Here is a 13,023-nt window from a genome sequence, read left to right as displayed (position 1 = left end):
CAAGTGGTGGCGCCGTCAGACGCCACCGGAATTATTCTATCGCTTGACCTCCCAGGTCGTCATCCTTTCACCGGTTGCCGCATCCTTGCCGTCCTTCAACTGGATGCCCTTTGCCGAAAGTTCGTCACGGATCCTGTCGGCTTCAGCGAAGTTCTTGGCCTTCAGCATTTCAAGCCGCATGGCGACCAGTGCATCGACGGCACCGGCCAGTGCCTCGTCCACCTCCGTCTTTTCCGGCAACACGCCGAGAAGCGTTGCACTCGCCGCAAACATTGGCAACAGCGTCGCATCCGCATTGGCTTCCTGCGCCAGCGCATGCAGGCGTTGAACGGCGGCAACGGTGTTCAGGTCATCGGCCAGCGCATCTATGATGATCGGGCAGGGGGCAGTATCCGAGGCGTCCGCCGCCGGCCACTTTGCCAGCAGCCGCTCGGCTTCTTCCAGACGCTTGATCGAAAAATCGATTGGCTCGCGATAATGCGTCATCAGCATGGCAAGGCGCAGAATTTCGCCCGGCCACTGGCGACCGCCGAAATCTTGCGTCGCCAGCAACTGGTTGACGGTGACGAAATTGCCGTCGGATTTCGACATCTTGCGGCCTTCGACCTGCACAAAGCCGTTATGCATCCAGACATTGGCCATCACTTCGGTGCCGTGAGCGCAACGCGACTGGGCGATCTCGTTTTCATGGTGCGGAAAGATCAGGTCCAGCCCGCCGCCATGGATGTCGAACACCTCGCCGAGATATCGATTGCTCATCGCCGAGCATTCGATATGCCAGCCCGGACGACCACGGCCCCATGGGCTTTCCCAGCCGGGTTCGTTGTCGGAGGACAGCTTCCAGAGCACGAAATCGCCGGGGTTCTTTTTATGGGCATCGACGGCGATGCGGATGCCGGCCTGCTGCTCGTCCAACGGACGCTTGGAAAGCTGGCCGTAATCGGTCATCGACCTGGTGTCGAACAGCACCTCGCCCTCGGCCACATAAGCGTGGCCGTTGCCGATCAGCTTTTCGATGATGGCGACCATCTGCTCGATATTGTCGGTGGCGCGTGGCTCGACGGTCGGCTCAAGGCAGCCGAGGGCCGCCACATCTGCATGGAACTGTTTTGCAGTCTTCTCCGTCACCGCATGGATGGCATCGTTGAGCGGCAGATGCGGAAAATCGCGCAGCGCCCGCGCGTTGATCTTGTCATCGACGTCGGTGATGTTGCGGGCATAGGTGACATGGCTGTCGCCATAGACATGCCGCAACAGACGGAAAAGCACATCGAACACGATCGCCGGGCGGGCATTGCCGATATGGGCGAAATCATAAACCGTCGGGCCGCAGACATACATGCGCACGTTGTCGGCATCGATCGGCTGGAAGGCCGTCTTCTCGCGGTTCAAGGTATTGTATAGCTTGAGCGTGACGCTCATTGAAAAATTCTCCCAAGGTGCTCAAAGCGCATGCCACCACCGGTACCGGACCGGGGCGTTTGTCTTCAAGGCTTTCGAGAGACGAAAACGGCCGGACCAGCGCGAACGCTAGCGGATAATGTTCCCACAAATGGAAATCGTCGTTTTCATGGGCTCGGTTATGGCGCGGAGGCGGGGTTTGGTCAAGGGGAGACAGGACAAGGATGCTCAGATCGGTTTGCCCAGAGACATCCACTCGTGCATTGCTTCGACGACCTCAACAGTCGGATATTCGCGAATATCGTCTTCCGATGCTCCGGCAGCTAATTCTCTTTCCCAGTACCATTCCTGAAATGCCGCATATTCTCCGAGGATTTTCGAGGGCGCGATTTTGGGAGCGCCAGCTTGGGCGGCGAGCCATGTCCGGACTTTGGCGACGGCCTTCTGATGATCGCCATTATGAGGCTCTATGTCCCAGCCTGAGATATCCGAAAGTGCCTTCTGGTAATCGTAGCGCCGTTCTTCAAGAATAAGGATTGACTTCGTGTCATAGGGGCTCCGCCAAATCGACTGCAGGCATGATCAATGCCCAGTTCGAACGGCATGTTCATTCGAGCGTACTGATTCTTGCTTGTGGAACGGCAACGGCTGAGATCGTGGATGGCGTATTGGGATCCTTTGACGATCTCAATAATCCGGTCGAGACGCGCGACTGCATTATCCGAATTCTCAGGAGCGAGGCGCGGCGAAAAACCTAGATATACAACACAAAACGCAATTGCCTGAAGGATAGGTGCGAAACCCTCATCGAAAGGGCAGTTGATGAAAACTGATTTTTCAAATGGAGGTTTGCCCACGCTCAACCCTTCGGCGGATAAGGATCGTTGCCGAAGGAGTTCCGTTCTCTGATACGGCCGTCTTTGCCGTGAATATAGACTTCGGTCTTCTGGTTGCGCGCGATTTGCGTGGCTGCTTTGATTGCTTCAGCCTGAGTGGAATGCAAACTTGTCGACTTTGCAGATCCTGCTTTTTTTACGCCCCATTTCCCTGCCTGGGGAACCACGTGCTGACCTTTGCTGGACATTCCGAGTTTCCTATCCAATAAAAGTGATCATAGCTGCAATATAGGCGAATACCACTCTCGTTTTACAGGGGGCGTGCCGATATTACTCCGGCAGCCGATACTCCACGAACCGGTTTTCGCGTACCACGAACAGCTTGCCGCTTTCCGTCAGGCTCGGCGACATCAGCGGCAAAATCTTTTCCGCGATTTCCGACGGATGCGGCAGCGTTTCCGGGTCTTCGCCCGGCATGGCCTGTGCGCGCATTGCCGTGCGGGTGGCGCCGGGGTTGACCATGTTGATCTTCAGCGATGTATGCGCCATTTCCTCGGCCCAGATGCGGCCCATGGTTTCCACCGCCGCCTTCGACATCGCATAGGCGCCCCAGAAGGCGCGCGGATTGGTGGCTACACCGGAGGACAAGAGCAGCGCGCGGCCGGCGTCGGATTTGACCAGCAACGGTTCAAGCGAGCGGATCAGCCGCCACATCGACGTGACGTTGGTGTTCATCACCTTCTCGAATACTTTTGCCTCGACATGGGCGATCGGCGAAATGACGCCCAGAATGCCGGCATTGGCGACGAGAATGTCGAGCTTGCCCCAACGCTCGAAAATGGATGCACCGAGCTTGTCGATCGCTGCCATGTCGGTAATGTCGAAGGGCACGAGCGTGGCCGATCCGCCGACCGCCTTGATGATGTCGTCGAGTTCTTCAAGTCCGCCGACCGTGCGGGCGCAGGCAATCACATGCGCGCCAGCCTTGGCCAGTTCGAGTGCCGTGAAATAACCGATGCCGCGCGAAGCGCCGGTCACCAGTGCAATCCTGTCCTTCAGGTCGATCGTCATATCTTGCCCCTCGATGCTGCGGCCTTTGACGGTCGCGCCGTTACAGAGGCATTGCTTCGCGGCGGTACCGCGCGACCTCTCGGATATCGTGATTGTCACAGCCGTCCGGTATGCGCAAGACCCTGCGCGCAACCCGGGTAACGCGGTCCCGTCACCCGGCCATCGATGTACCGACGTGAAGGGACACATGGTCGCGCCGCAGGCGTTCTGCCGGAGGAGCGGTTGAAAAGGGACACAAAAATCGACACGGCACAGGGTCTCCGTTGTTGTGGAGACTATGCCGAACATTGCGGCGTCAACTGTTGACGTCGGTCAACGCGCCGGTCGAAGCGGGTGCGGCCTATTGTCCGTTGCCGTGCCTTTCCAAATGAAAAGGGCGCCCGCCGGACGCCCTCACTCATTCACGATCGCTTGGCTCAGCCGTTGCTGGCCAGAAGCGAAACCTTGCGGCCAACCGCTTCACCATCCTTGTCGAGAAGGCGGGTCGGGTAGTCGCCGGTAAAATAGTGGTCGGTGAACTGCGGACGCGCATCGTTGCGGTCCTCGCCGCCGACGGCGCGGTAAAGGCCGTTGATCGACAGGAATTCAAGACTGTCGCAGCCGATATATTTGCACATCGCTTCCAGGCCTTCGTACTGGTTGGCGAGCAGCTTTTCCCGGTCCGGCGTGTCGATGCCGTAGAAATCGGGATAATAGATCATCGGGCTGGCGACGCGCAGATGCACTTCCCTGGCGCCGGCATCGCGGATCATCTGCACGATCTTCAGCGAGGTGGTGCCGCGCACGACCGAATCATCGACCAGCACGACACGCTTGCCTTCGATCATCGCGCGATTGGCCGAATGTTTCAGCTTCACGCCGAAGGCGCGAATCTGCTGCGTCGGTTCGATGAAGGTGCGGCCGACATAATGGTTGCGGATGATGCCGTATTCGAACGGAATGCCGCTCTCCTGCGCATAACCGAGCGCTGCCGGCGTGCCGCCATCCGGAACAGGCACGACGACATCGGCTTCGACCGGGGCTTCCTTGGCAAGGTTGATGCCCATGTTCTTGCGGGCAACATAAACCGAGCGTCCACCGACGACAGAGTCAGGACGGGCAAAGTAGACATATTCGAACAGGCAGAGGCGTTCCGGCTGGCCATTGCCGGCCTTGCGGGCGTCGATCGAGATCGAACCATCCGCCTGCGTTTCGCAGATGATGACTTCGCCGTTTTCGACGTCGCGCACATATTTCGCGCCGATGATATCGAGTGCGCAGGTTTCCGAGCAGAAGACCGGCTTGCCGTCGAGTTCGCCCATGACCAGCGGACGAATGCCGGTGGGGTCGCGGGCGGCGATCAGCTTGGTTCGGGTCATGGCCAGCATCGAATAACCGCCTTCCATCTGACGAACCGCATCGATGAAACGGTCTGCCGTGGAAGAGTAACGCGAGCGGGCAATGAGGTGCAGGACGACTTCTGTATCGGAGGTAGACTGACAGATGGCGCCACCGGCGATCAGCTGGCGACGCAGGGTCAGACCGTTTGTAAAATTGCCGTTATGTGCAATGGCGATGCCGCCGACTTCCAGTTCGGCGAACAGCGGCTGCACGTTTCGCAGCGCCACTTCGCCGGTCGTGGAATAACGCACATGGCCGATCGAGATGTCGCCCGGCAGTTTGGCAAGCGTTGCCGGGTCGGTGTAGTGGTCGCCGACGAGGCCCATGCGGCGTTCCGAATGGAAACGCAGGCCATCGAAGGTGACGATGCCGGCGGCTTCCTGGCCGCGGTGCTGCAGCGCGTGCAGGCCGAGTGCCGTCAGCGTTGCCGCGTCGGGATGCCCCAAAATGCCGAACACGCCACATTCTTCATGCAGCGTGTCGCCATCCAAATCATCGATAATGCCTTGCGGAACCGGCTGACTCATCTCTGCTGGCCTTTTACTTTCGTACAGGAAAAACGAATAGGCCGGGCGGTCAAATCCTTGTCCCGCTGTCCGGCCTTGCTCTGTTCAGGTGCTTGATAGCACAAATGGTGACGGTTTGCTGCGTATCAAGCGCAACATAGCGTCAATTATTTGTTGACGGCGCTTCGTCGGACGGCGCCTGTTCCTGTCCGGCTTCGCCCGGTTCAGGCTCTCCGCTCAGGCGGGCGCGCGCACGTGCCTCGACGTTTTCAGGCAGTGCTGCCACGAGGCGCACCACCAGAGAGTCCATGAACGGCTTCGACTTGGCGTTCTTGACCCAATCCGGTTGCGCCTGTGCGCCCACCAGCCAGTTCCAGAAGGCAAGTGCCACGACCAGAAGAAGCACGCCACGGGCCGCGCCGAACAGGAAACCGAGCGTGCGGTCCAGCGCGCCGATGCGGCTGTCGATGATGAAATCGGCGATCTTGGTGGTGATGAAGGTGATGATGATCAGCGCGATCAGGAACACGATGCCGACGGAGGCGGCCAGCGCGATACGGTCATCCGCCGTGTAGTTCTTCGCATAGGGCAGGATCAGCGGGTAGAGGTAATAGGCGGCGGCAACCGAACCCACCCAGCTGGCAATCGACAGCACTTCGCGGGAAAAGCCGCGTACCATGGCGAGCACGGCCGAAAACAGCGTGACGCCGATGACGATACCGTCGAAAATCGTGATGGGCATAAACTACCTACTCCAGAACTTGATCGGCGACGGGGCCGGAATGCGAAAGGCGGTCCGGTCGCTTTGTCCGGTCGCCTGTCATGACGTGTGCCGAAAAGGCACTGACGTCCTTATCGCTGCCCTCTTACATCAGTCGTCTCGGTAACGGAAGATCAATCCTCATCGTCCTGTTTCCCCAGTTTCTTTGCCGACCCGGCAATGCGCGATACAAGATCCGGCAAGTCTTCGATCTTCGTCCAGCGCGCGTTTCCGCCCTTCGGCAATTCGGCAGAGGTGGCTGGCAGCATGGCGCCGGCAAAGCCGAGCTTTTCGGCTTCCTTCAGGCGTTGCGCCGTCTGCGATACCGGGCGCACCGCACCGGACAGGCTGATTTCGCCGAAAAACACGCAATCCGGCGGCAACGGTGTATCCGCAAGTGACGAGACGAGGGCGGATGCAATGGCCATATCCGCCGCCGGTTCGGAAATGCGGTAACCGCCCGCGACGTTCAAATAAACGTCATGCTGACCGAGCCGTACGCCGCAATGGGCTTCGAGCACGGCAAGGATCATGGCGAGGCGGGATGAATCCCAGCCGACCACGGCACGGCGTGGCGTGCCGAGCGAGGTCGGTGCCACCAGCGCCTGCACTTCGACGAGAACCGGACGTGTACCCTCCATGCCGGCGAACACGGCGGCACCCGGAGACTTGGCATTGCGTTCGCCCAAAAACAGTTCGGACGGGTTGGTGACTTCGCGCAGACCACGATCCGACATTTCGAACACGCCGATCTCGTCGGTCGGGCCAAAGCGGTTTTTCACGGTGCGCAGCACGCGGTAATGATGGCCGCGGTCGCCTTCGAAATACAGCACGGCATCGACCATATGCTCGACCACGCGGGGGCCGGCGATCTGGCCTTCCTTGGTGACGTGGCCGACGAGAACCATGGCCGCGCCCGTCTGCTTGGCAAAGCGGATCATCGCCTGCACGCCGGTGCGCACCTGCGTGACGGTACCGGGGGCACTGTCGGCGGTATCGCTCCAAAGCGTCTGGATGGAATCGATGATGACGAGATCGGGGCGTTTGCCTTCGGAAATGGTGGCGAGAATGTCTTCGACATTGGTTTCGGCGGCGAGCAATACGTCGGTATCTGCGGCACCCAGACGTTGCGCGCGCAGGCGCACCTGCGCCACGGCTTCTTCGCCCGAGACATAGATGATGCGCTGCTTGCGACGCGACAGTGCGGCGGCGGCCTGCATGAGAAGCGTCGATTTGCCGATGCCGGGATCGCCGCCGACCAACACGACCGAACCACGTACAAAACCGCCGCCGGTGGCGCGGTCGAGTTCGGAAATGCCGGTCTGGACGCGCGGTGCTTCCTCAGTTTCACCCGACAGTGTGGTCAGCGTGACGGCACGGCCCTTTTTCGGCACCTTGCCGGGGCCAGACCCGATGCCGCCCATCGGATCTTCCTCGACGATGGTGTTCCACTCGCCGCAGCCTTCGCACTTGCCGGCCCAGCGGTTATGCACCGTGCCGCAGTTCTGGCACACGAATTGGGTTTTGGGTTTTGCCATGGGATCAGATGTCGTTTGTCTTGAAAAAGTCTGGCGTGATGTTCTGGTGACTATGCACCACGCGGAGAATGCGGACTGTTGTCTCAGTCGTGCGGAAATAAATGCAGCGTTTTCTGTAGGGCAAGGCTTTCAGTCCGGGCGAGAGATTGTCACGGGGGGACCCCGGAAAGCCGCTCAATGCGATCCATTCGATCTTTCGGGTCAGGTCTCTGACAAAAACGGAAGCCGCCGCAGGATCGTGCACAGCGATATGGAGAAATATGTTGAGCAGGTCGGTGTCGGCGAGCGGGGCGTAGATCAGCTCTTTCGGTCTAATAACCGCATCCCCCGCTCGATGATGGCATCGGCATGGGCATCGGCATTGGCGTAGGTGACAAATTCATCCCGCGCCAATTGCGCGTCCGCTTCCGCGATCATCGCCCGCAATTCTTCGTTCTCGCTCCCAAGGCGGGACAGACTGTCCGCTATGACGTCTTCTGCGCTTTTGTAAGCTCCGGAATTCACCTGCTCTTCGATGAACGCCTTTTGCTTGTCACTGAGATGGATCTCGGTCATTTCGATCTCCTTTTGTTCTCTTCTAGCACGGTCCTTATCGGCTTCCAAGAGCGACGTCAAAAGAAGGAATAAAAGAGATCAGTCATTGGCGTCGATATAACGGCGCTCGTGGCGCAGGCCGAGGCTGGTCAGCAGTTCGTAACCGATCGTGCCGCCGGCGCGGGCGGCCTCGTCGAGCGGCACATTGGGGCCGAACAGTTCGATATAATCGCCGACGCGCACATCACCGTCCGGCACATCGGTAATGTCGAAGATCACCATGTCCATGGTGACGCGGCCAAGCACCGGCACGCGGGTATTGCCGACGAAACCGAAGGCACCCGGTGTGCCACCGGCGCGCAGCGGCACGCCGGAGCCGGAAAGCGAGCGCAGGTAGCCATCGGCATAACCGGCGGACACCACGGCAAGCCGGCTGTTGCGCGACAGCTGGTGGGTAGCGCCATAACTGACGGTGGAACCGGCCGCTGCCTCGCGGATCTGGATGATGCGGGCTTCCGCCTTGGCAACGGTTTTCAGCGGCTGCATGCCGTTGACGGCCTCGCCGCCATAAACGGCAATGCCGGGGCGGGTGAGATCAAAATGGTATTCCGGCCCTAGAAAGATGCCGGCTGAGGCGGAAAGGCTTGCCTCGATGCCTTCGAAAGCCTCCGCAACCCTCTTGAAAGCTTCGAGCTGAACGCGGCTGAGCGGCGAGGACGGGTTGTCGCCGCTATGCAGGTGAGACATCACCAGAACCGGGGCAAAACTTGCCGGTCGCGAGACGTCGTCGGCCAGCGCCAGCGCATCTTCGAGTGGAAGGCCAAGGCGGTTGAAGCCGGTATCGACCTGCAGCGCGCAAGGGTGTTCGTCACGATCGGCGATGACAGACATCCAGAAGGCAAGCTGCTCTTCCGATGCTAGAACCGGTACCAGATCATGATCGAAGAAAAAGTCTTCCTGGCCCGGCCAGATGCCGGACAGGACATAGATGCGGGCGTCGGGCGCATAGGTGCGCAAGGTCGCGCCTTCCTGCGGCACGGCCACGAAGAAGTCGCGGGCGCCGGCCTCGTAAAGCGCGGTGCCACAGTCTTCTAACCCGAGACCATAGGCATCCGCCTTGACGACGGCGGCGGTGCGGGCATTGCCAGAGCGGCGCGCCATGTCGCGCCAATTGTCCGTGAGCGCCCCGAGATCGACGGTCAGCCGCACCGGCGCCACATCGAACGGGTCGTAAGCCGTGCCAGTGTCGAAATCTTCGGTTTCGGAAAGGTCGATCATCTCGTTCATGGGGAGGCACTCATGCGATGGGGCTGTTGTGCGGCGACCCTATAGGCTTCGTCGCGACGAGAAAAGCCGCTTCGAATAATAATGGTACAGGGTTGAGATAAGAGGAAAGGCCCGGACAAAATCCAGGCCTTCCATCAATCACGGCTCTTCGTAATGCGTGAAGCTCGGCTCGGCCAGATCGGTAAAGCGGGTGAATTCCGACTGGAAGGCGAGTTTTACCGTGCCGGTCGGTCCGTGGCGCTGCTTGGCGATGATCACGTCGGCCGTGCCCTTGACCTTGTCCATCAGGGCTTCCCATTCCGGATATTTGGGGTCGGAAATGTCACGAGGCTCCAGGTTCTTCACGTAATATTCCTCACGGAACACGAAGAGCACCACGTCGGCGTCCTGCTCGATCGAGCCGGATTCACGAAGGTCGGAAAGCTGCGGGCGTTTGTCTTCGCGGCTTTCGACACCACGCGACAGCTGCGACAGCGCGATGATCGGCACGTTGAGTTCCTTGCCGAGCGATTTCAGGCCCGTGGTGATCTGGGTGATTTCCTGCACGCGGTTTTCACCGGATTTGCCCGAGCCCGTCATCAGCTGGATATAGTCGACCACCAGGCAATCGAGACCGCGCTGGCGCTTCAGGCGGCGCGCACGGGCGGATAGCTGGGCGATGGAAATACCACCGGTCTGGTCGATGAACAGCGGAACCTTCTGCATCATCTGGGAGCAGGCGACCAGCTTTTCGAAATCGGCCTCGGTAATGTCACCACGACGGATCTTGGAGGACGACACTTCGGTCTGCTCGGAGATGATACGGGTGGCCAGCTGTTCGGATGACATTTCCAGCGAATAGAAGCCGACGACGCCGCCATTCTTGGCCTTGAAGGAGCCATCGGGCTGCACTTCCGGCTCGTAGGCTGCGGCGATGTTGTAGGCGAGGTTGGTGGCAAGAGAGGTTTTACCCATGCCCGGACGTCCGGCAAGCACGATCAAGTCGGAACGCTGCAAGCCGCCCATCTTGCTGTCGAGCGACATGATGCCGGTGGAAATGCCCGACAGGTGACCGTCGCGTTCATAGGCCTGGCCGGCCATGTCGATGGCAAGCGCCACGGCATCGTTGAACGACTGGAAGCCGCCGTCGTAACGGCCGGTTTCGGCCAGTTCGAACAGACGGCGTTCGGTGTCTTCGATCTGCGCCTGCGGCGGCATGTCGAGCGGCGCGTCATAGGCGATGTTGACCATGTCCTCGCCGATGGTGATCAGCGCGCGGCGCAGCGCCAGATCATAGATGGCGCGACCATAGTCTTCGGTATTGATGATCGAAACGGCTTCGGCGGCAAGGCGCGCGAGATATTGCGCTACCGTCATGTCGCCGACCTTCTGGTCGGACGGCAGGAAGTTTTTCAGCGTCACCGGCGTCGCGGTCTTGCCCATGCGGATGATGTCGCCGGCAATCTCGAAAATCTTGCGGTGCAGCGGTTCGTGCAGATGTGTCGGCTTCAAAAAGTCCGAGACGCGGTAATAGGCGTCGTTGTTGACGAGGATCGCGCCGAGCAGCGCCTGTTCCGCTTCGATATTGTTCGGAGCTTCGCGGTAATGCGGCTCTGCGGGCTGGGCGTTTGCAAGTTTGCGCGGGACTTCGTTCATCGGTCTTTTTATCCGTCTTTTTAAGCGGTCAGGTCGTCAGCGTCTTTTGGTATCGTCTGCTTGTAGAAGCATTCGCCGCGGCTTGGAACGCCGGACCGGCGAGAAAAGCATTTCCCACAGCAGTTCACAGGCGCAAGAAAAAACGCAACGAAGTGGCAAATCCGGTTGACTGTGCGGCGGATGCGACTCGGCTTCACATTAGGGGAGTCTAACGCATCTGATGTCGAGTCGAAACGGGTTTGGTGTCGGTCGTATGCATATTGTCGCGCGGCCGCACAAACAAAAACGCCCGGGCCTTGCAGCCCGGGCGCGACCCGCAGAAAAATCTGCGAGAAAAATATTATTCGTCGTCGCCGTCCTGGTCGGCTTCCGGATCGAAGAAATCTTCCGGACGCAGGGCGTCTTCGTCAACGCCGTAGATGGCGTCGGCCGAGGTGAGGCTTTCGCCCTTGGCCTGACGTTCTGCTTCTTCAGCCGAACGGGCAACGTTGAGCTGGATTTCGATTTCGACTTCCGAATGCAGGTGCAGCGTGACGCTGTGCAGGCCGATGGTCTTGATCGGGGTGTTCAGGTCGACCTGGTTGCGGCCGATGTTGAAGCCTTCTTCAGCCAGAACCTCAACGATGTCGCGGGCAGCAACAGAACCGTAGAGCTGACCGGTTTCGCCGGCCGAACGGACGACGAGGAAGGTCTTGCCGCCGAGAACGTCGGCAACGGTCTGGGCTTCGCCCTTGCGCTCAAGGTTACGGGCTTCAAGGGTGGCGCGTTCGGCTTCGAAGCGCTTCTTGTTGGCTTCGTTGGCGCGCAGCGCCTTGCCCTGCGGCAGAAGGTAGTTACGGGCAAAGCCGTCCTTGACCTTTACGGTCTCGCCCATCTGGCCGAGCTTGGCGATGCGTTCAAGAAGAATGACGTCCATTGTATTATCCTTTCGGGTGTCAGTTCTGTTCGTTGATATCTGTATTGGTCTGTTTGCCGTCCGCAGCCTTCACCGGTGTCAGTGCAATCGTGCGGCGGGTATCGAAAAGCCCGAGAATGAGCACGGCAAAGGCCGGAAGCATCATCATCGTGGAGAGGTAGCAGAGCGTCAGCGCCGGAATGCGCCAGTCCTTGCCGAGGCTGCGGAAATGCAGCGCGGCGAAACCGGACATCACGAAACCGCCGCCGAATGTGCCGCAGATGGTGGCGCCGATCATGGCCGGCACACCACCGGCAAACATCATCAGGATGCCGGCGAGGAAGATGAAGATGGCATTGCGGTTCATGCGCAGCGCCGACGGCATGTCTTCGCGCGGACGCACGGCGCGGCCGGAACGGGAAACGATGCGAACCGCGAAATAGAAGGCGGCGAACAGCAGTGCCACCCATGCTGCACCCTGAACCACCGGCATCAGAAGCACGATGATCGACTTGGTCTGCTCAAGGCTCTGCTGGATCTGCGCCAGCGCCTGCGGATCACCGGCGAATTCGGAATTCGGGGCGCTCAGAGATGCGCTCATGGCATCGACGATGGAATTGGTCAGTTCCGGGCCATAACCGATCATGAAGCCGAGAATGATCAGCGCTATTGTCACCAGGCCGCACAGATGCATGAGGATATCCGAGATCGGATACCAGGCCATCAGGTTGTCGGGGCCACCGAGTTCGGAAGCCGGGCGCGCCAGGTTTGCAAGATGCGACAGCCAGCCGGCCGGGATCAGCGTGAAGACGCCGATCATCAACGCAAAGGTCGGCGAGACCATGATGGCGCCGAGCACTGCGGACGAGAGGACGGCGATGATGGCGGCGCGATTGCCCCAGCCGAGACCGGCAATCAGAATGGGAAGTGCGGAGGATGCGAAGAGAATGGTCGACAGGAACGACTGCGTAGACGCGCCCAGCACCAGCATGGTCGCGGCAATGCCGGCGATGATGCCGGTCGGCAATACTGTCTTTATCTGTGCGTTCACGGTTTCGCTGTCCTGCGTGTCGAGCAGTTAGGGGAGGGCGGAATGCCTGAAATCCCCAACATGGGTTTTGGCCTTGTGGGCCGGCAGTTCGGTCCGATCCGCGCCCAACGCGGGAGGGAAATTAGACCC

General features: G+C 59.8%; 12 protein-coding genes. All 12 read right to left on the bottom strand.

Annotated features, from left to right (window positions below):
* Positions 1–36 precede the first annotated feature (36 nt).
* The 12 genes from cysS to J2T09_RS19205 all read right to left on the bottom strand — a co-directional run bounded on the left by cysS (position 37) and on the right by J2T09_RS19205 (position 12,834).
* Complete coding sequence (gene cysS / locus J2T09_RS19260; RefSeq protein ID WP_306837605.1) at positions 37–1,422, bottom strand: cysteine--tRNA ligase; 1,386 nt, start codon at positions 1,420–1,422, stop codon at positions 37–39.
* A gap of 838 nt (positions 1,423–2,260) precedes the next feature.
* On the bottom strand, positions 2,261–2,485 hold the full coding sequence (locus tag J2T09_RS19255; RefSeq protein ID WP_306837604.1) for a DUF2188 domain-containing protein: 225 nt from the start codon (positions 2,483–2,485) through the stop codon (positions 2,261–2,263).
* An 82-nt stretch (positions 2,486–2,567) separates the two neighbouring features.
* Positions 2,568–3,308 carry an SDR family NAD(P)-dependent oxidoreductase gene (locus J2T09_RS19250; protein ID WP_306837603.1) on the bottom strand — a complete coding sequence of 247 codons (741 nt, stop codon included), beginning with the start codon at positions 3,306–3,308 and terminating at the stop codon, positions 2,568–2,570.
* Positions 3,309–3,724: 416 nt separating this feature from the next.
* The gene (gene purF, locus J2T09_RS19245; RefSeq protein WP_306837602.1) at positions 3,725–5,215 is read right to left on the bottom strand and encodes an amidophosphoribosyltransferase; all 1,491 of its coding nucleotides are present in this window, start codon (positions 5,213–5,215) and stop codon (positions 3,725–3,727) included.
* Between the two features lie 142 nt (positions 5,216–5,357).
* Positions 5,358–5,936 carry a CvpA family protein gene (locus J2T09_RS19240; protein WP_306837601.1) on the bottom strand — a complete coding sequence of 193 codons (579 nt, stop codon included), beginning with the start codon at positions 5,934–5,936 and terminating at the stop codon, positions 5,358–5,360.
* Between the two features lie 152 nt (positions 5,937–6,088).
* Positions 6,089–7,492, bottom strand: a complete 1,404-nt coding sequence (gene radA / locus J2T09_RS19235; RefSeq protein WP_306837600.1) for a DNA repair protein RadA — start codon at positions 7,490–7,492, stop codon at positions 6,089–6,091.
* 4 nt (positions 7,493–7,496) lie between these two features.
* Positions 7,497–7,736, bottom strand: a complete 240-nt coding sequence (locus tag J2T09_RS19230; RefSeq protein ID WP_306837599.1) for a type II toxin-antitoxin system RelE/ParE family toxin — start codon at positions 7,734–7,736, stop codon at positions 7,497–7,499.
* 53 nt (positions 7,737–7,789) lie between these two features.
* Positions 7,790–8,047, bottom strand: a complete 258-nt coding sequence (locus J2T09_RS19225) for a ribbon-helix-helix domain-containing protein (protein WP_306837598.1) — start codon at positions 8,045–8,047, stop codon at positions 7,790–7,792.
* A gap of 78 nt (positions 8,048–8,125) precedes the next feature.
* A complete protein-coding gene (gene alr / locus J2T09_RS19220) occupies positions 8,126–9,313 on the bottom strand; it encodes an alanine racemase (protein WP_306837597.1) in 1,188 nt (395 codons plus the stop codon).
* A 138-nt stretch (positions 9,314–9,451) separates the two neighbouring features.
* Positions 9,452–10,948, bottom strand: coding sequence for a replicative DNA helicase (locus tag J2T09_RS19215; protein ID WP_306837596.1), 1,497 nt, complete (start codon positions 10,946–10,948; stop codon positions 9,452–9,454).
* Between the two features lie 340 nt (positions 10,949–11,288).
* Positions 11,289–11,864: a 50S ribosomal protein L9 gene (rplI, locus tag J2T09_RS19210; RefSeq protein WP_306837595.1), complete on the bottom strand. Its 576-nt coding sequence runs from the start codon at positions 11,862–11,864 to the stop codon at positions 11,289–11,291.
* A gap of 19 nt (positions 11,865–11,883) precedes the next feature.
* Positions 11,884–12,834 carry a DUF2232 domain-containing protein gene (locus J2T09_RS19205; protein WP_306837655.1) on the bottom strand — a complete coding sequence of 317 codons (951 nt, stop codon included), beginning with the start codon at positions 12,832–12,834 and terminating at the stop codon, positions 11,884–11,886.
* Positions 12,835–13,023: the final 189 nt, after the last annotated feature.

It is taken from the genome of Neorhizobium huautlense (assembly GCF_030811685.1).
GTDB lineage: Bacteria > Pseudomonadota > Alphaproteobacteria > Rhizobiales > Rhizobiaceae > Neorhizobium > Neorhizobium huautlense_A.
This window is presented reverse-complemented; position numbering and strand designations above follow the sequence as displayed.